This is a genomic window from Pseudomonas poae RE*1-1-14 (genome assembly GCF_000336465.1).
Lineage (GTDB): Bacteria > Pseudomonadota > Gammaproteobacteria > Pseudomonadales > Pseudomonadaceae > Aquipseudomonas > Aquipseudomonas poae.
On the sequence record NC_020209.1, the window covers coordinates 2,041,806 to 2,063,221 of the forward strand.

Annotated in this window: 4 protein-coding genes; all 4 read left to right on the top strand. The window is 66.4% G+C overall.

The features are described 5' to 3' along the window. The first annotated feature begins 8 nt into the window (after positions 1-8). From H045_RS09085 to H045_RS09100, 4 genes are read left to right on the top strand one after another with little or no spacing between them, the layout of a single operon-like run. Positions 9-3,380: a condensation domain-containing protein gene (locus tag H045_RS09085; RefSeq protein WP_015372155.1), complete on the top strand. Its 3,372-nt coding sequence runs from the start codon at positions 9-11 to the stop codon at positions 3,378-3,380. Positions 3,381-3,397: 17 nt separating this feature from the next. Further along, positions 3,398-4,444, top strand: coding sequence for a TauD/TfdA family dioxygenase (locus tag H045_RS09090; RefSeq protein WP_015372156.1), 1,047 nt, complete (start codon positions 3,398-3,400; stop codon positions 4,442-4,444). A gap of 34 nt (positions 4,445-4,478) precedes the next feature. Next, positions 4,479-7,469: a non-ribosomal peptide synthetase gene (locus H045_RS09095; RefSeq protein WP_015372157.1), complete on the top strand. Its 2,991-nt coding sequence runs from the start codon at positions 4,479-4,481 to the stop codon at positions 7,467-7,469. Between the two features lie 34 nt (positions 7,470-7,503). After that, positions 7,504-21,393, top strand: a complete 13,890-nt coding sequence (locus tag H045_RS09100; RefSeq protein ID WP_015372158.1) for a non-ribosomal peptide synthase/polyketide synthase — start codon at positions 7,504-7,506, stop codon at positions 21,391-21,393. Positions 21,394-21,416: the final 23 nt, after the last annotated feature.

The following is a 21,416-nucleotide window of genomic DNA, read 5'->3' on the forward strand; positions in this document are numbered from 1 at the left end:
ACCCCACCATGTTCGCATTCAATCATTGGATAGACGTGCTGGAGGCCAACGCCCTGCACTTCCCGCAACGTGCCGCGTTGCATTTTCTGCCCGACGGCGTCGAAGTCGGCGAAACGCTCACCTTTGCCCAACTGCACGAAGAGTCCCGCTCCCTGGCCGCTGCCCTGCAAGCGCGCTACAGGCCGGGCGAGCGCGTGCTGTTGATGCTGCCCAGCAGCCTCGACTACGTGCGCACGTTCTGCGCCTGCCTGTACGCTGGCCTGATCGCCGTGCCCTTGTTCCCGCCACCGTCGCGCAAGCCACGGCATCTGGACCGCGTGCGCAACGTGGTGGTCGATGCGCAGCCGGCGCTGATCCTCGCGCCCGTCGAACATTGCGAGGCCCTGCGCGAACTGGTGGACAACCGCGTCGACGTATTGACCGTGCACGACCTCGGTACGCCGCCTGCCGGCCACTGGCAGCGTCCGTCTATCGACGCGGCCACGGTGGCATTCCTGCAATACACCTCGGGCTCCACCGGCACGCCCAAAGGCGTAGAAGTGCGCCAGCGCAACCTGATCGCCAACGTCGAGCTGATGCGCCAGGCCTACGGCTTCGATGAACATGGCGCCATGGTCAACTGGCTGCCGCTGTATCACGACATGGGCCTGATCGGCGGCGTGCTGGCGCCCCTCTACAGCGGCATGCCGTGCTACCTGATGGCGTCGCAGACCTTCGTCAATGCGCCCTCCACCTGGCTGCAGGCGCTGAGTCGCTACCGCGCCACCGCCAGTTTCGCGCCCAACTTCGCCTACGCCCTGTGCAACCGCGTGGTCAGCGACAGCCTGATCGCCCAGCTCGACCTCAGCGCCTGGCAACACGCAATCAACGGCGCCGAGCCGATCCACCCCGGCACCCTTGACGCCTTTGCCCAGCGCTTCGCCGCCTGTGGCCTCAACCCGTTGGCCATCAGTCCAGGTTACGGCCAGGCCGAAGCCACCCTGTGCGTCAGCGCCACCCCGGCCGACGCGCTGCCGGTGGTGCTGCGCCTGGACAAACAGGTGCTGGAAACCGGTCGCGTGGCCCTGGCCAGCGGTGACGCGCCAGCGGTGGAGTTCGTCGCCTGTGGCTATCCCCAGGCCCATCACAGCATCGCCATCGCCAATCCGGATACCTTCGAGCGCTGTGCTGCCGACCGTATCGGCGAAGTGTGGCTGCAAGGCCCGAGCAACGCCGAAGCCTACTGGCAGAACCCCGAGGCCAGTCGCATCGCCTTCCAGGCGCAAATCGTCGGCGAGCCCGGCCATTACCTGCGCTCAGGCGACCTGGGCTTCATGCACCAGGGCCAAGTGGTGATCTGCGGGCGCCTCAAGGACCTGCTGATTCTCAACGGTCGCAACCTCTATCCTCACGATATCGAGTTTGCGATCACCGACAGTGAGCCCGGCATCCGCACCGGGCGCATTGCCGCCTTCTCGGAAATGGACCCGGTGCTGGGCCGCGAAAAACTGGTGATCGTGGCCGAGCCGCAACGCAAGTTCGTCGACGCGATCCATCACCCGGCACTGTTCGCATCGATGCAAAACGCCGTGCGCGAAGCGGCTGACTGCGGCATCGATCAGATCGTGCTGGTGCAGGCCGGCACCATCCCCATGACCACCAGCGGCAAGATTGCCCGCCAGGGCGCCCGCACCCAGCTGGCGGCCGGCACCTTGAGCATCATCGCCCAGAGCGGCGCCACGGCCGCCGCGCCCGCAGAGCGCCTTGAAGTAACGCAATTGCGCGAGCAGCCCGACCTCGCCGCCTGCCATCAATGGCTGGCGCAGACCCTGCTCGAACTCAACCCCTACCTCACCGTGAATAGCGAACTCAGCCTGATCGGCCTGGGCCTGGACTCCATCGGCCTGGCCGATTTCGCCGCGCGTCTGCAGCGCGACCTTGGCTGGGAATTGGACACACAAAGCCTGTTCGGCGAACAGAACCTGGGGCACTGGGCACAGGCGCTGCTGATCTACCTCGGCACCCCTGCCCCATTCGTCAACCCCGCGCCCGAGGCCGACCGCAGTCACAGCCAGCAATCCTTCGCCCAACGCCGTCTGTGGTTCCTGCACCAGCTCAACCCGCAGGACACCCAGCACAACCTCGTGCTGCACCTGACGCTGCACGGCGCGCTGGACACCCAAGCCCTGTCCCGGCGGCTCGACGCGCTCGTTGACCGTCACAGCGTGCTGCGCACGGTTTACCACGACGGCGTCGACGGCCCGCAACAGCGCGTAGTGCCTGCCAGCGCTGTGCAATTGATCGTGCAGAACAACCTGCAGGATTGCCTGGCCCGGGAACACGCCACTCCCGTCGACCTGCAACACGGCCCGCTGCTGCGCGCGCATCTGATCAGTCAGGGCGAGCGGCACGACCTGCTGCTGACCGTGCATCACATCGCCTTCGACGGTCGCTCCGCGCAACTGTTGCTGGCCGAACTGGCTGCGGATACGTCGCCTCAACGCCCCCCGCAGTATCTGGATTTTGCGCGCTGGGAAGCGGCGCACTGGACACCTCAGCGCATCGCCGCGCAGCAGGACTTCTGGCGCGAGCACCTGGCCGACATCCCGCAAACCCTGGCATTGGGCGGCAACGGCACGGCGCCAGGGCAACACCGCCTGGACTTCAGCCTGCCTCAATCGCGCTGCGATGCGCTGGCCGGCCTCGCCCGTGAACAGGGCATGACCCTGTTCATGCTGCTGCTGGCCTGCTACCAACTGGTGCTCAAGCAGTTGGGTGGTCAACAGCGCTTTTTGCTCGGCACCGACGTCAGCGGCCGTCCACTGGCGGCGCATAACGAGGTGATCGGCTTCTTCGTCAACCAACTCACCCTGCGCTGCGAGGTCGAGGGCGAGTCGAGCCTCGGCGAATTTTTCCAACAGGTGCGTGAGCAGGCGCAACACGCCTACGCCCATCAGGACCTGCCATTCGACCTGGTGGTCGCCGCGCTGGCCCCCGCACGACGCCCGGGCCATGCACCACTGTTCCAGGTCAAGCTCAACTATCAACCGTCACGTTCAGCGCCGACTCTGATTGCCGACGCGCAACTGCACAGCCTGGAGGTGGCCCAGCCACCGGGGGATTTCCACCTGGTGCTGGACCTGGTGCACGGCAGCCATGGCATCGACGCCACGCTGAAATACCGTGGCGAGCACTTCGATCAGGCCCGTGCCCTGCGCCTGCAACACCTGTGGACGCGTCTGCTGGACGAGGCCGGCGAACGGCTGAGCGAGTCGCTGCCCGCACTGGGTGCGCAGCTCGACACCTGGGACCAGGCCTTCCAGCGCGAAAGTCAGCAAACCCAGGCCAGCGCCGGGCGCAGCCAGTTGTTGCACGCCAAACGACGCTCACTGACCCTTTGACAGAGGTGGATGCCTGTATGCCAGACCTACCCCCAACGCCGCGCACCCTCGGCGGCGTACGCCGCAAAGCGATGAACGTCGCCCCAAGGCAACTGGTCAGCGAACGCCTGCTCAGCGCCGACCATGCCCTGCCGCTGGTGCTCGAACCGGCCGTCGAGGGTGTCGACCTCGCGGCGTGGGCCGCCAGTGAGCGCGACGCCCTGGAACAGAAACTGCTGCAACACGGCGCCCTGCTGTTTCGTGGCTTTGGCGTCAACTCCGTGGAGCATTTCGATCAGGTCATCGCCGCGCTGTCTCCCGGCGCCCTGGAATACATGTTCCGCGCCTCGCCGCGCACCCGGGTGGGCGGCAATATCTACACCTCGACCGACTACCCGGCCGACCAGATGATCTTCCCCCACAACGAGCATTCCTACTCGCCACGGTTTCCGCTGCGGCTGTTCTTCTACTGCCAGTTGCCTTCCGAGACCGGCGGCGAAACCCCGATTGGCTCCACCCGCAGCGTCAAGTCACGTATCAGCAGCGACATCCAGGCGCGCTTTCGCGAAAAAGGCGTGCTCTACGTGCGCAACTACGGCGACGGCTTCGGCCTGCCATGGCAGAGCGTGTTCCAGTCCAGCGAACGCAGCGATGTCGAAGCCTACTGCGCCAGCGTCGGTATCGAGGTCGAGTGGAAGGCAAACAACCGCCTGCGCACCCGCCAACGCGGCCCGGCCGTGGTGCGCCATCCGCGTACCGGCGAAGAAGTCTGGTTCAACCACGCGACGTTCTTTCACATCAGCACCCTGCCGGCCGCCATCCGCGATTCGCTGCAAGGCAACTTCAGCGACCTCGACCTGCCCACCAACACCTTTTACGGCGATGGCACCCCCATCGAGCCCCAGGTGCTGGACGCCCTGCGCGCCGCCTACCTCGATTCGCTGGTGCGCTTCACCTGGCAACAGGGCGACGTGCTGTTTATCGACAACATGCTCGCGGTCCACGGCCGCGAACCCTTTACCGGCAAGCGCGCAATCATGACCGGCATGGCCGAAGCCCTGCTGTCCAGCGACGTCGCCGTGTGAGCGCTCTCCCCCCTATTCTGCAGTTGAGTTGAACATGAACGGACTTCAAGGCTTTCGCATCTCGCCGCAACAGGCTTCCCTTTACCCACATCTCAACGGCGGCAACCGCCACCCGTTCTGTTGCCAGCTGCAATGGACCGTGACCCGGCCGGTCGACGCCGACACCCTCACACAGCGCTTGCAGGCGCTGGCGGGCGGCAGCGAAATCCTGCGCACCCAGCTCACTCCGGTGCCCGGTTTGCGCCACCCGGTGCAGGTGATCCATGACACCTGCGCGCTGCGCGTCAACGTGGCGCAGCAGATCCCGTCGCTCCCCCAGGACTGGACACAGCCTCTGACGGTCACCCTCGTGCAACAGCCCGACGGCCAAGTGCTGCACTTGGCTGCCGCCGGCAGTCATCTGGACCTCGCCAGCCTCAAGCTGCTGGCGACTGCCCTGCTGCAAGACACCCCGCCGGACCTGGCCGACACCCTGCAATACGCCGATTACGCCGAATGGCGCTGGAGCCTGGTCGAAGACGCACCGGAGCATCCTGGCGCGCTGTTCTGGCACCCTGCGGCCGAGCACGAACGGCATGCCTTGCAACTGTCGCTGGAAACACCCCGTGACGGTGGATTTGCCCCGGCATGCCTCGATATCAACCTGCCCAACCACCCGTCTTTCACCGCCCATCTGATGCTGACCGCCTGGGCTGTGCTGCTCGGGCGCCTGTCCGGGCAGCAGCAAGTGCCCATCACCCTGATTCACCCCAGCCGTGGGCCAGAACTCGACAGCGCCGTGGGCCTGTTCGAGCAGCGCCTGCCCCTGCGCATCGACCTGCAGGCGCAGGCCACCTTGCTGGAACAGAGCGACCACATCGGCACCCTGGTAGATCATGCCGCCGGCTGGCAGGACTACTACACCGGCGACTTCAGCGGCGGTTATGCCTTCGCCTGGCGCGCCAGCGACCCGCGCGAACGCGCAGCCAGTGCGGTGATGAGCCCGGCCAAGGCGTGCCTGCAGGTTCATCAGGGCACCGAGCGGCTCAGCGCTCAGTTGGTCTACGACGGCACGGTATTGAGCGCCGACGCGGCGGCCTGCCTGGCCGAGCAATGGACGCAACTGCTGCAGGCGGCACTGGCCGACCCACAGCGAGCCTGGGCGCAACTGCCCATCAGCGGCCCGCAGCAAGCGCAGATCATCGCCGCACCGACACAGCAACCGGTGATCGAAGCGGTGACACTGGTGGATCTGATCACCCGCCAGGTGCAGCGCCAGCCCGATGCCGTTGCCCTCAGCGATCAACAGGGTGACCTGACATACGCGCAACTGGACGCGAGCGCCACCCAACTGGCGCACCAACTGGTGGACGCGGGCATCGCTGCCAACGTGCCGGTGGGCATTCTGTTCCCGCGCGGCAACGCCGCCATCGTCGCCATGCTCGCCGTGATGAAGGCCGGTGGCGCCTATGTGCCGGTAGACCCCACTTACCCCCAGGATCGGCGCGCCTACATGCTCGCCGACAGCGCCATCGCGCACATCGTCGTCAGCCCCGAGCTGGCCGACAGCGTCCCGGCCGGCCTGCACTGCATTGTGCTGGCGGACCTGCACGCCGCCAGCGCCTTACCGCCCCTGCCCCTGCCCCTGCCCCACAGCGACGACCTGGCCTACCTGATTTACACCTCCGGCTCCACCGGCGCGCCCAAGGCCGTGGAAATCAGCCACGGTGCCCTGAGCCATTCCACTCAGGTGCGCATGGCCGCGTATGAGGCGCCCGTGAGCGCCTACCTGCTGCTGTCATCATTTGCCTTCGACAGCTCGGTGGCCGGGATCTTCTGGACCCTGGCCCAGGGCGGCCGCCTGGCCTTGCCGGCGCCCGGCGAAGAACTGGACACGCCACGCCTGGCCCAGCTGATCGCGCACCACCGGGTCAGCCATGGCCTGTCGCTGCCGTCGCTGTACCAGGCGCTGCTGGATCAATTGGGTGGCGCCGACAGCCTGCGCTGCTGGATCGTTGCCGGTGAGGCCTGCCCGCCGTCGCTGATTGCCCAGCACCGCAACGCCCTGCCCGGCGCCTTGCTGGTCAACGAATACGGTCCCACCGAAGCCACCGTGTGGGCCACTTACGACGTGCTCGACACCGACCGCGCCCTGACCATCGGCCGCCCTATCGCCGGCATGGACCTGCGCGTACTCAATGAACACGACGTCGCCAGCGGCATCGGCGAACCCGGCGAGATCATCCTTGCCGGCCCGACCCTGGCCAGGGGTTACCGCCACAAACCCGAAGAAACCGCCAAAGCCTTCGTCACCCTCGCCGATGGCACCCGCGCCTACCGTACCGGCGACCTCGCCTGCTGGCTGGCCGACGGGCGCCTGGCGTTCCTGGGGCGCAAGGACCATCAGGTCAAGTTGCGCGGTTACCGCATCGAGCTCGGCGAGATCGAGCGCCAACTGTGCAGCCACAGTGACGTGCGCGAAGCGGCAGTGATCGTGCAGGATCAACCCGCCGGCAAACGCCTGCTCGCCTACGTGCTTGCCGCCCATGGCTATGCGCCGGATTCCGAAGCACTCAAGCGTTACCTCGGCGAACGCTTGCCGTCCTACATGGTGCCCACCCGCGTCCTCACCCTCAGCGCCTTCCCGCGCACGCCCAATGGCAAGCTCGATCTCCAGCAGTTGCCCGACCCGGACTCGCTCGACCAAAGCAGCCACGTGGCCCCGCGCACGCCAATGGAAACCACGTTGCACGCCATCGTTGCCAAGGTGCTGAAACTGCCTCGGGTGAGTGTCACCGAGAGTTTCTTCGCCATCGGCGGCGACTCGATTCTCAGCCTGCAAGTGGTGGCCCAGGCCCACGAACAAGGCATCGCGCTGTCAGCCAAGCACGTGTTCGAGCACCAGAGCATCGCCGCCATGGCCAGCGTCGCCCAGCCGCTGGACGCCAGCCCTGCACAGGCGCAAAGCGCCGAGTTCAGCGCCTCCGGGCTGTCGGATGACGAACTCAACGCGCTGATGGCCGAGCTCAACGACGCCGACCTGTAATCGCCGCCGCCCCTATTTCTGCAGGACGTTTTGAATGACCACCGACCAGACCACGCGCAATCCGATCGAAGATGTCTACCCGCTGTCACCGCTGCAACAAGGGATGTTGTTCCACTCCCTGCTGCACGAGGACTCCGGGGTGTACCTGATGCAGGATCGCTACCGAATCGGTGGGGCCATTGACGAGACCGCGTTTCTTGAAGCGTGGCGTCAGGTGGTGGCGCTGCACCCGTCACTGCGGGCCAGCTTCCAGTGGAAAACCCAGAAGCAGCCGGTGCAGGTGATCCACCGCGAGGTCAAGGTGCCCCTCGATACCCTCGACCTGCGCGAGCTGGCGCCCCACGAGCAGCAGGCGCGCATTCGTGCGCTGCTGGAAGAAGAGCAGAAAGTCGGCTTCAACCTGTCCAAGCCGCCGCTGATTCGCTTTCGCCTGGTGCGCCTGGCCGATGAGGCCTATGAGTTCATCCGCAGCTTCCACCATATCCTGATGGATGCCTGGTGCATTTCCCTGGTGACCGTGGACTTTCTCAAAGTCTACGAGGCGCTGTGCAACCAGCGCACGCCGCAGATCAGCAGCCCCCGACCGTTTCGCGACTACATCCAGTGGCTGCAACGCCAGGACGCGGGCAAGGCCGAGCAGTTCTGGCGCGACCAGTTGCAGGGGCTCAACGCGCCGACGCCGCTGACCGTGGACAACGGCGTGACGCGCGATCGCTATACCGATGCGGTGCTGGTGGACGACCAACTGATCCATCTGGACGCACAGCACACCCAGGCGCTGGCCAGCTTCTGCCGCAGCCGCCGAATCACGCCCAACACCTTCTTCCAGGGCGTGTGGTCGCTGCTGCTGGCGCGCTACAGCGGGCAGCGCGACGTGGTGTTCGGCGTCACTGTGGCCGGGCGACCGGCCGAACTCACCGGCGTTGCCGAGATGATCGGCCTGTTCATCAACACCCTGCCCTTGCGCGTCAACGTCGATCCCGAAGCGCGGCTGGGCGACTGGCTGAGTGACTTGCAGGCACTCAACGTGCAGATGCGCCACTTCGAGCACACGCCGCTTACCGATATCCAGGGCTGGAGCGACTTTCCCCGTGGCGAAACCCTGTTCGACAGCATCCTGGTGTTCGAGAACGCTCCCATCGATGAGCAGATTCTCGACGGTGGCTTTCAGTTCAGCCTCGATGGCATGGACCACAGCGTGCACACCCACTATGGCTTGACCGTGGTGATCCTGCCTGGCGAGCAACTGGGCATCCGCGTGTCGTACGACCGTGAGCGGTTCACCGCCGAGACAGTGCAGCGTCTGCTCGGCCACCTGGCCAGCCTGGTGCACGGCATGCTCGCCGCACCGGAAGCCCCGCTGGGCAGTTTCGACCTGCTGGCCGCCGATGAACGCAACCAATTGCTCGGCGACTGGGCGCTCAACCCTCACGATTTCCCGCTGGATAAAAGCTACGCCGAACTGTTTGCCGCCCAGGTCGCCGAGCGCGGCGATCAGGTGGCCGCGATCTGCGACGGCCAGTCCCTGACTTACGCCGAACTGGACCTGCGCGCCACGCGCCTGGCCCATGCCCTGCGCGCGGCCGGTGCCGCCGAGGACCAACTGGTGGCGCTGCTGGCTCCCCGTGGCCTGGCGCTGTTGACCGCGATGATCGCGGTGTTCAAGGCCGGCGCGGCGATGCTGCCGCTGGAGGTCAACCACCCGCCGGAGCGCCTGCGCGAGATCCTCAGTTTGTCCCGCGCGCCTTTGCTGGTGGCGAGCGAAGACTGCAGCGGCCTGCTCGATCAGTTGCTCAGCGGTCTGGATCACGCGCCCCAGGCGCTGTTCGCCGAAGCGGCCTGGAACATCGCCAACGATGCACCGCTGGCACCGGCCGGCACCCCGCGCAGTCTGGCCTACGTGCTGTTCACCTCGGGCTCGACCGGTACGCCCAAGGGCGTGATGATCGAACAACGCGGCATGCTCAATAACATCTTCGGCAAAGTCCCGGCCCTGGGCCTGAAGGCCGCCGACCGTATCCCCCAGACCGCTTCGGTGGCCTTCGATATCAGCGTGTGGCAATTCCTCGCCGCACCGGTACTCGGCGCCACCGTGCACATCCTGCCGGACGAGGTCGCCCACGACCCGCAACGGCTGTTGCAGGTACTCGCCAGCGAGCGTCTGAATGTGCTGGAAATCGTCCCGAGCCTGATGCGCACCCTGCTTGCGCTGTGCCCGTGCGACCTGCAACTGCCCGACCTGCGCTGGGTGCTGCCCACCGGCGAAGCGCTGCCGCCCACCGTGGCCCGCGACTGGTTTGCGCGGTTCCCCGCTATCGCCCTGATGAACGCCTACGGTCCGGCCGAATGCGCCGACGACGTGGCGTTCCAGCCGATTACCGAAGCGCCGCACGCCAGCATCAGCCACATGCCCATCGGCCGGCCCACCGCCAACAACCGCCTGTACGTGCTCGATGAAGCGCTGCGCCCGGTGCCCATCGGCGTGGTCGGGGAAATCTGCGTCGGGGGTGTCGGCGTGGGTCGCGGTTATCTGCACGACCCGCAGCGCAGCGCCGAAGCCTTCATCGAGCATGCGCAGATCGACGGTCGCCTGTACCGCACCGGCGACCTTGGCCGCTGGCGTGCCGACGGGGTGATCGAATACCTCGGCCGCCGCGACCAGCAGGTCAAGCTGCGCGGACATCGCATCGAACTGACCGAAATCGAACACCGCCTGGCCCAGCACCCGAACGTGCGCGAAGCGGCGGTGTTGCTGCGCGAAAACAGCGTGGGCGAAGCCTGGCTGGTGGCCTACTGGTCGGCCCATGACGAAAGCCTGGGCAACAGCGGCTTGAGCGAGCACCTGCGCGCGCAGTTGCCGCCCTATATGGTGCCGGCCGCCTTTGAATGCCTGGACCGCCTGCCGCTGAACAACAACGGCAAGGTTGACCGCAAGGCCCTGGCCGCGCTGCAACTGACCTGGCAGGCCGACGCCCGCGAAAGCCTCGCGCCGCGTAACGAACACGAAGCCGCCATTGCCGCCATCTGGGCCCAAGTGCTGGGCCGCGACAGCGTGGGCGTGGAAGACAACTTCTTCACCCTCGGCGGTCATTCACTGCTGGCCACCCAGATCGTCGCGCGCCTGCGCAGCACATTCAAACTCGAACTCCCGCTGCGGGTACTGTTCGAACAGCCCACCGTCGCCCTGCTGGCCGTGGCCATCGCCGCGCGTGAGGCGCAAGCCGCCGCACCGCAAGCCGCCGCCGTCAATGCGCCGCACGCCAAGCCACGCCCAGCCCTGCTGCCGCTGTCGTTCTCCCAGCAACGCCTGTGGTTTATCGAGCAACTGACGCCGGGCACCACGCTGTTCAATATCCCGTTTGCCCTGCGCCTCAGCGGGCAGCTCGACGTGGCAGCCCTGCACGCCAGCCTGAACGACCTGCTGGCGCGCCATGAAATCCTGCGCACCGGCATCCGCAGCGTGGACGGCGTGCCGAGCCAGCACATCAGCGCCGCGCTGAGCATTGAGCTGCCATTCGAAGACCTGTCGAACCTGGCCGCCACCGCCCGTGAAGGCGCGCAGTTCAACGCCCTGCAAGCCACCTTCGAACAACCCTTCGACCTGACGGCGCCACCGCTGCTGCGCGCGTGCCTGCTCAAAGTGGCGCCGGACGAACACGTGCTGGGGATTGCCCTGCATCACCTGGTGTCGGACGCCTGGTCGGCCACCATCGCCCTGCGCGAGCTGGCGCAAGGGTACGAAGCCCGATGTCACGGCAGCGCCGTGCAATTGCCGGCCCTGCCTCTGCAATACGCCGACTTCGCCCTGTGGCAGCGTGAGCACCTGCAAGGCGCTGAACTTGCGCGCCAACTCGATTACTGGACGCGCACCCTTGACCGTCGCGATCAGGATGCCAGCCCCCTGCTGGCCTTGCCCACCGACCATCCACGGCCGTCGGTGCAGAGCTATCGCGCGGGGCTGGTGCAACGCGAACTCAGCGCCGACCTCAGCGGTCGCGTGCAGGCACTCGCCAGTCGCCTGGGCACCACGCCCTTCAGCGTGCTGTTCGCAGGCTTTGCGGTGTTGATGCACCGCTTGAGCGGCGACGCCACCGTACTGATCGGCACGCCGGTCACCCACCGTGAACAACCGGGCACCGAAGGCCTGCTGGGGATCCTGCTGAACAATTTAGCGATCCGCGCCGACTTCAGCGCCCAGGCCGATTTCAGTGCAGTGGTCAGCCAGGTTGCCACGCGTTTGCGCGAAGGCCTGCAGCATCAGGACTTGCCGTTCGAACAACTGGTGGACAGCCTGCAACTGCCGCGCAGCCTCAGCCACGCGCCGTTGTATCAGGTGATGGTTGCGCAGCAATTGGGCATGGAATCGCGCCTGCAGTTTCCGGGGCTTACCTACGAAGCGCTCGACACGCCGCTTAAACAATCCGAATGCGACCTCGACCTGCACGTGCTGTGCCCGGCCGATGCGCCGATTCAGCTCGAATTGATGTTCGCCCTCGACCTCTTCACCCAGGACAGCGCGCGGCAAACCCTGGCGCGCCTGGAACACCTGCTGGAACAGCTGCTCGCCGAGCCGCAACGCGCGGTCGCCACCCTGCCCTTGCTGATGCCCGCCGAGTGGCAGCGCACGGTGGTGGAGTGGAACCGCACCGAGATGGCCGTGCCGCTGCACCTGACCTTCGCCCAACTGTTCGAGCAGCAGGCCGAGCGCACACCTGAGCGTGACGCGCTGTGCTTCGAAGGCCAATGCCTGAGCTACGCCGAACTGAACCGCCGCGCCAATCAGGTGGCCCATTACCTGCGTGGCCAGGGCGTGGTGGCCAACAGTCCGGTGGCGTTGTGCGTGGAGCGTTCGCTGGAGTTGCTGATTGGTTTGCTGGGCATTCTCAAGGCCGGTGGTGCCTATGTGCCGCTGGACCCAAGCTACCCGGCCGAGCGCCTGGCCTACATGCTCGACGACGCGCAACCGCTGTTGTTTGTCGGTCAGCACGGCCTGCTCGACTCGTTGGGCAGCCACCTGCCACGCCTGCGTCTGGACGCCGATACTGCGCTGCTCGTTTCCCAACCCGAGAGCAACCCCGCAGCGCTGGCCGGCCCCGATGACCTGGCCTACATCATGTACACCTCCGGCTCCACCGGTAAGCCCAAGGGCACGCTGGTCACCAACCAGTCGGTGGTCAACCTGGCCTGGGCGCGCATTCACGGTCTGTACCGCCGCTACACCGACCAGCCGATGCGCACCAGCTTCAACTACTCGTTCGCTTTCGACAGTTCGGTGGCCGAACTCATCCTGCTGCTCGACGGCCACAGCCTGTACCTCACCCCGGAAGACGTGCGCTACGACCCGGCGGCCCTGGCGCAGTTCTTCAAGGACACGCGCCTGGACGCCTTCGAATGCACCCCGGCGCAGCTCAAGAACCTGCTCGACACCGACGGCGTGCGCCGTGGCCAGACCTACCTGCCGCGCTTCGTGCTGTTTGGCGGCGATGCGGTGGACGCGCAGCTCTGGCAACGCCTGCCGTCCATCGCCGGCAGCCGCTTCTTCAACACCTACGGCCCCACCGAATGCACCGTGGACGCCACCGGCTGCGCGGTGGATGACTTCCCGCAACGTCCGATCATTGGCCGGCCGATTGCCAACGTGCGCACTTATGTGCTCGATGCGTTCCTCAACCCGTTGCCGGTGGGCGTGCCCGGCGAGCTGCATATCGGCGGTGCCGGGGTGACCCGTGGTTACCTCAACCGCGCCGAGCAAACGGCCAGCGTGTTCATAAACGATCCTTTCTCGCCGCTGCCAGGTGCACGGATGTACAAGTCCGGCGACCTGGTGCGCTGGCTGCCCGGTGGCCAGCTCGAATACCTGGGCCGCATGGACCATCAAGTGAAAATCCGTGGTTTTCGCGTGGAGCTGGGCGAAATCGAAGCCCTGATCGGCGCGCAACCCGGCGTGCGTCAGGCGGTGGTGCTGGCCCGTGAAGACGTGCCCGGCGACAAGCGCCTGGTGGCCTACGTCAGCTGCGACCAGCCCGACCTGAGCGCGTGGCGCAACGCCCTCGGCGCCGCGCTGCCCGACTACATGGTGCCGTCGGCCTTTGTGGTGCTGGAACAGTTGCCCCTCACCGATAACGGCAAACTCAACCGCAAGGCCCTGCCAGCGCCGCACGCACAGCCCGAGCCGGACGCCACGGACCTGCCGCGTACCGACGCCGAGCGCCAGCTCGCCGCCCTGTGGGCCGAGCTGCTGCACCTGCCGCTGAGCGCAATCGGGCGTGACAGCCAGTTCTTTTACCTGGGCGGTCATTCGCTGCTGGCGGCCGTGCTGTTTGCGCGCCTGCGCCAGCAATTTGCCACGGTGCCACCGCTGCGTGCGGTGTTCGAACACCCCACCTTGCACGCCTTGGCGGCGTTGCTCGCGCAGCCGCTGCAAACACCCCGCGACACCTTCGTGCCCGCTGCGCGGCCGGCACGCCTGCCGCTGTCATTCGAACAGCAGCGCCTGTGGTTCCTCGAACAACTGAGCGGCGCCAGTGAGTACAACGTGGTCAGCGCGGTGCAGTTCGACGGCGAGTTGCAGGTGCCGGCGCTGCAAACGGCGCTGAACAGCGTGATCCAACGCCACGAAATCCTGCGCAGCCGCATCGTGCGTGAGCCGGCCGGTGAACTGGTGCTGGTGATCGAGCCCCCTGTCGACCTGACCCTGGCCGTTACACACTGGGACGCCGTCACCGATGCGCACTGGCAGCAACTGAGCGAAGACGCGATCGAGGCCGCCACCGCGCAGCGCTTTGATCTGGCCCGTGAAGCGCCGATACGCGCCCAATTGCTCAAACGCAATACGCAGGCATTGCTGGTGCTGACCCTGCATCACTGCGTGACCGACGACGCCTCCACGCAAAATCTGCTTGACGAACTGGCCCGCTGCTACAAAGGCGAGCAGCACAGCCTGCCGACGCTGGCTCTGCAATACCCGGACTACGCGCTGTGGCAACGCGAGGCGGCGCAGCAGGCGCGATTCGACAGCCAGTTGGCCTACTGGCGAACGCAACTGGAGGATGGCAGCTACCACCTGGAATTGCCCACCGACCAGCCACGCCCGCACCTGCTCGACCCGCGTGCCGGTTCGGTGCAGCTGCAATTGCCTGCCGAGCTGACCGCACGCTTGCGTCATTTCGCCCAGCAGCGCAGCGCGACCCTGTACATGCTGCTGCTCAGCGCTGCGCAACTGCTGCTGGGGCGTTATGCCAACCAGCGCGATGTGCGCGTCGGCAGCCCAGTGGCGCAACGGCCACTGGCCGAGTTGCAACCGCTGATCGGTTGCTTCGTCAACACCCTGGTGATGCGCGCCGACCTGGCACCGGGCCTGGACTTCGCCGGCCTGCTCGACCAGGTGCGCAACACCGTGCTCGATGCCCAGCAGCATCAGGACGTGCCGTTCGATCAACTGGTCGAACACCTCGCGCCGGAACGCAGCCTCGGCCAGACGCCGTTGTTCCAAGTGCTGTTCGTCATGCAGAACGGCACTGACGACGCCAACCAGTGGCCGCACTTGCAGGTGCGTGAACGGGCAGTGACGGCCGCAGCCACCAAGTTCGACCTGAACTGGGAAGTGCATGACGGTGAGGTGCTGTCGGTGTTGCTGGAATACCGCAGCGCGCTGTTCAGCCAGGCCACCGCCCGGCGCTGGCTGACGCAATGGCAGGCACTGTTGGAAAACATGCTCGATGCACCGCAGACGCTGATCGGCCAATGGTCGCCGCTGACCGACGCCGAGCGGCTGCAACAGCAGGCGTGGAACGCCACCCAACGGCATTACCCAGGCCCGACCGATCTGCACACGGCCCTGAGCCAACAGGCTGCACTCACGCCGGATGCGCCGGCCCTGGTGTTCGGGAATCAGCGCCTGAGCTACGCCGAGCTGGACCAACGCGCCCAACATGTCGCCCGTGCGCTGCGTGCAAGCGGCATTGGCCGCGAATCGATTGTGCCGGTGTGCATGGAGCGCTCGGTGGAGATGGTCGTCGCCTTGCTCGGCATCGTGCATGCCGGCGCCGCCTGGCTGCCGCTCGATCCCGAGTTGCCGGCCGCGCGCCTGGCGTTCCTGATTGAGGATGCGGATGCCCGGGTCACCCTGACCCAGCCCCAGTGGCTGTCGCGCCTGCCGGCAGGCCACAACGCCTGGACCCTGGACTCACTGCCCGCCCACAGCGACGCTGAACCGTTGAGCGTGCAGCCCAATGACCTTGCTTACGTGCTTTACACCTCCGGTTCCACCGGCCAGCCCAAGGGCGTGATGAACGAACACGGCGCGCTGATGAACCGTCTGCACTGGATGCAGGATGCATGTCCAATTGGCCCCAATGACCGCGTGCTGCAAAAGACCCCTTACAGCTTCGACGTATCGGTGTGGGAATTTTTCTGGCCGTTGATCACCGGCGCCACCCTGGTAGTGGCCCGTCCGGACGGCCATCGTGACCCGGCCTACCTCAGCCAGTTGATCCAACAGGAACAGGTCACCACCCTGCACTTCGTGCCGTCGATGCTGCGCGCGTTTGCCGAAGAGCCGAGCCTGGCTGACTGCATCAGCCTGCGTCAGGTATTTGCCAGCGGCGAAGCCCTGCCTGTGGATCTGGTGCAGCGTTTCATGGGCCGGCACCCGGCCGCGCTGGTCAACCTGTATGGCCCGACCGAAGCGGCGATTGACGTGTCGGTATGGCGTTGTTCGGTGGATGACGCGGTGGTGCCGATCGGCAAGCCCATCGCCAACCTGCAACTGCATATTCTTGATGACCAGCAGCAGCCGTTGCCCATCGGTACGGCCGGCGAGCTGTATATCGGTGGCGTCGGTGTTGCGCGCGGCTACCTGAAGCGCGACGACCTCACCGCCGAACGCTTCCTGACAGTCAACGGCGAAAGGCTGTACCGCACCGGGGACCGCTGCCGCTTCCTCGCCGACGGCAATATCGAGTACCTCGGTCGCCTCGACCATCAGGTCAAGCTGCGCGGCCAGCGCATCGAACTCGGTGAAATCGACGCCGCCCTGCTGGCCCAGGCGCAGGTTCGCGAGGCTGCCACGCTGCTGATCGACCAACGCCTGGTGAGCTTCTGGAGCGGTGACGCCCACGAAGCCGACCTGCGCGCAGCACTCGCCCGCCAACTGCCGTCCCACCTGCTGCCAGGCCTGCTGGTGCAGCTCGATCACCTGCCGCTCAACCCCAACGGCAAGCTCGACCGCAAGGCCCTCGCCGCCATCCGCCTGCCGGAGGCAAACCGCGAGCAGCCGCACCGCGCCCCGCGCAACGCCAACGAAACACTGCTGTGCGAGCTGTTCAGCGAAGTGCTGCACTGCCCGCAGGTGGGCATTGACGACCATTTCTTCCAACTGGGCGGCCATTCCCTGCTGGCCACGCAGCTGGTCGCCCGGGTACGCGAACGCCTGGGCGTGACCTTGCCGTTGGCGCGGGTGTTTGCCCAGCCGACGGTCGCGGCCCTCGCCGCGCAACTGAGTCAGGCCTTGCCGGGTGAACAGATCACGCCTCAGCCACGTCCGGCAGTCTTGCCATTGGGCCTGGCGCAGCAGCGGTTCTGGATGCTCAGCCGACTGGTGCCGCAATCGCGCGAATATCACATGCCCTTCGCGCTGACCTTGACCGGCGCGCTGAACGTGCCCGCCTTGCGCGCAGCCTTTGACCAGCTCAGCGAGCGCCATCTGGTGCTGCGCAGCCGCATCAAGGAGATGGCCGGCCAGGCGCAGTTGCTGATTGATCCGCAAGGCCCGGCGCTGCAAGTGACTTCGGTTGCCGAGAGCGACTGGAACAGCGCGTGCAGCCGCGCGCAGACCGACTTGATGGCGCCCTTCGACCTGGCAAACGCCGCCCCATGGCGCGCGCATTTATTGCAGCGTCAGGGCAGCGACGAGCATCTGCTGCTGGTGTGCCTGCACCACAGCGCCACCGATGGCTGGGCGATGCGCCTGTTGATCGACGAGCTGGCCCAGGCCTACCGCGCCGGCCTGCATGGGCAGGCGCCCGAGTGGACGGCCCTGCCCATCGACTACGTCGACTTCAGCCTGTGGCAACAGCACCCGCACACCCAGGCCCTTCGCGAGGCCAGCCTGGCGTACTGGAAAAACCATCTGGGCCCGGACGACTACCGCCTCGAACTGCCCCTGGACCAGCCACGCGCCGCCGAAGCGGATCGGCGTGCCGGTCAACTGAATCTCAGCCTGGGCCGCGAACGTTCGGCTGCGATTCGCCACTTCGCGCAGCAGCGCGGCACCACGCCGTATGTGGTGCTCGCCAGCGCCTTGAGCGCCCTGTTGGCGCGCTACAGCGGCCAGCGCGAGATTCGTCTGGGCACCCCGGCGGACCAGCGCGACCAGCCGCAAACCCAGACCCTGCTGGCCTGCCTGGTCAACACCCTGGTGATCCGCAGCGAGGTCGACCCACAGGCGCCGGGCGCTGCCCTGCTGGACGCGGTGGAAGCCGATCTGCGCGCCGCCCAGGCCCATGCCGACCTGCCGTTCGCCAGCCTGGTCAGCGCCGTGACCCAGCGCCGCGACCTCAACCGCACGCCGCTGTTCCAGGTGCTGTTCTCCCTCAACCACGGCCATATGGACAGCCGTCAATGGCCGGGACTGGCCCTCCAAGAGCGCACCCTGCCGGCCATCGACGCCAAGTTCGAACAAAGCTGGGAGGTGCACGACGACGGCAGCGACATGACCCTGGCGCTGGAATACCAGGCCGCGCTGTTCAACGCCACGACGATGCAACGCTGGAGCGCGCAATGGTGTGCGCTGCTCGATGCCCTGGTCGCAACGCCGGAACGCGCACTGGTCGAGCTGTTCCCGCAGCAGCAGGATCAGGCGCAACTGGCGCAATGGAACGCCACCGAACGGCATTACCCCGGCCCGACCGACCTGCACACGGCCCTGAACCAACAGGCCGCACTTACGCCGAATGCGCCAGCCTTGGTGTTCGAAGGCCAGCGCCTGAGCTACGCCGAACTGGACCGGCGCGCCCACACCGTCGCCCGCGCCCTGCGCGGGGCCGGCATTGGCCGTGAGTCGATCGTGCCGGTGTGCATGGAGCGCTCGGTGGAGATGGTCGTCGCCTTGCTCGGCATCGTGCATGCCGGCGCCGCCTGGCTGCCACTCGATCCCGAGTTGCCGGCCGCGCGTCTGGCGTTTTTGATTGCCGACGCCGACGCGCCCGTGACCTTGACCCAACCCCAGTGGCTGTCGCGCCTGCCGGCAGGCCACAATGCCTGGACGCTGGAAACCCTGCCCAGCGCTGAAAATGGCGAACCGCTGAACGTGCAGGCCAGTGATCTGGCTTACGTGCTCTACACCTCCGGCTCCACCGGTCAGCCCAAGGGCGTGATGAACGAACACGGCGCGCTGATGAACCGCCTGCACTGGATGCAGGACGCGTTCCCGATTGGGCCCAATGACCGTGTATTGCAAAAGACCCCGTACAGCTTCGACGTATCGGTGTGGGAATTCTTCTGGCCGCTGATCACCGGCGCCACGCTGTTGGTGGCACGTCCCGATGGGCACCGTGACCCGGCTTACCTCAGCCAGTTGATCCAGCAGGAACAGGTCACCACCCTGCACTTCGTGCCGTCGATGCTGCGCGCATTTGCCGAAGAGCCGAGCCTGGCCGCTTGCCGCAGCCTGCGTCAGGTGTTCGCCAGCGGCGAAGCCCTGCCAGCGGATCTGGTGCAGCGTTTCATGAGTCGCCACCCGGCGGCGCTGGTCAACCTGTACGGCCCGACCGAAGCGGCGATTGACGTGTCGGTGTGGCGTTGTTCGGTGGATGACGCCGTGGTGCCGATCGGCAAGCCCATCGCCAACCTGCGCCTGCACATTCTTGATGATCAGCAGCAACCGTTGCCGATTGGCAGCATCGGCGAGTTGTACATCGCAGGTGTGGGCGTTGCCCGGGGTTACCTCAAGCGTGACGACCTTACCGCTGAGCGCTTTTTAACCATCAACGGTGAGCGAATGTATCGCACCGGTGACCGCTGCCGCTTCCTGCCGGACGGCAATATCGACTACCTCGGCCGCCTCGACCATCAGGTCAAGCTACGCGGCCAGCGTATCGAGCTGGGCGAAATCGACGCAGCGCTGCTCGGGCAGCCCGGCATCAGCGGCGCCTGCACGCTGGTGATCGACAATCGGCTGGTGGCGTTCTACAGCGGCGCTGCCGCCGAGGCGGACCTGAGCAGTGCACTCAGCGCTCAACTGCCTGCTTATATGGTGCCTGCCGTTTGGGTGCCACTGCCAAGCCTGCCACTGACCACCAATGGCAAGCTCGACCGCAAAGCGCTGACGGCGCTGCCTCTGCCGCAGCGCCAAGAGGAAGCGGTTGCGCCCCGTAATGCGCTGGAAGGCCTGGTGTGTCAGCTGTTCAGCGACCTGCTCGGCGACAGCCTCACCGGCGGCCGTGCGGTCAGCACTGCGGACAGTTTCTTTGCCCTGGGCGGTGATTCGATCCTCGGCCTCAAGCTGATTTCGCAGCTGCGCGACCAGGGTTACGCCCTCACGCCCAAAGACCTGTTCCGCGCCCAGACCCCGGCGGGCCTGGCGCAGCTGATCACGCCCCTGCGGGCCGTGGCCGAGCAAGGCGACATCAGCGGTGCGATGCCGTTGATGCCCTTGCACCAGTGGTTCTTCGACCAACAGCAACCGCAGCCTGCCTACTGGAACCAATCGGTGCTGGCTGACAGCGCGCGTCCACTGCAACCGGCGCTGGTGCAGCAAACGCTGGATAAACTGATCGCTCATCACGACGCATTGCGCCTGCGTTTCAGCGAAGTGGACGGCCAATGGCAGGCGGTTATTGCCACGGTGGAACCGGCCCGGTTAACCCTTGCAACTCAAGCGCGGCAACTGCAAGAAGTCGCGCAGAGCCTGGACCTGCAACACGGTCCGCTGTTCGCCGCAGCGCTGCTGGAAGGCACGCCGCAGCGCCTGTACCTGGTGGCCCATCACCTGGTGATCGACGCCGTGTCCTGGGGGCCGTTGCTGGAAGACTTCCAGCAGGTGTATGCCGCCCTGGAAAGCGGCGCGCCGGTGGTCATGCCGGCAAAAACCACGGCTTACCGCCAATGGGCCGAGCAGCTGCACGCCCGCGCTGCCAGCCCCGAACAGCCGTACTGGAGCCGCCAACTCGGCGTCAACCCAATGCCGCAGGCCACGGTGGCCGAGCGCCAGACCCTGTCGGCACGCTGGGATGCCACGCGCACCCAGCAATGGCTGACCGAGTCCCACGCGGCCTACCGCACCCAGCCGGAAGAACTGCTGATCGCCGCGCTGGTGGCGACCCTTGCCGAAGTCGATCAGCGCCAGGAGGTCGTGGTTGACCTGGAACGCTATGGCCGCGACGCAGGCTTTGAAGGGCTGGATGTCAGCCGCACCGTGGGTTGGTTTACCACCCTGTTCCCGCTGCGGGTGAACGCCCGAGGCAGCGTGGGCGACTGGGCGCGCCAGGCCAAGGAAGCCTTGCGCGCGGTGCCCAGTCAGGGCCTGGGCTATGGCTTGCTGCGCCTGCGCGGCGAATTGCCGGCGGGCAGCGGTGACGTGCTGTTCAATTACCTGGGCCACGAGCAACCGCCCGCCGGCTGGCTGCGCGCCAGCACCCTGGCGGCGCCGGCGGAGGTCGCGCCCGCCAACCGTGTGAGTCATGCCCGAGAAGTGGTGGCGTGGCTGGAGGACGGCGTGCTGCACCTGCATTGGCACAGCGTCAGCGCCGAGGTCGACCGCGACCTGCCCGCGCGCCTGCTGACGCACCTGCAAGCATTGCTCGAACACTGCCTCGATCCCACGGCTGGCGCGCTGATGCCGTCCGACTTTCCGTTGGCCAAGGCACTGAATCAGAAGTCCCTCGACACGCTGCTGGGCAAGCTCAAGAGCAAACCGAATTCCTGAGAACGGCGCGCCGTTCTCTCCAA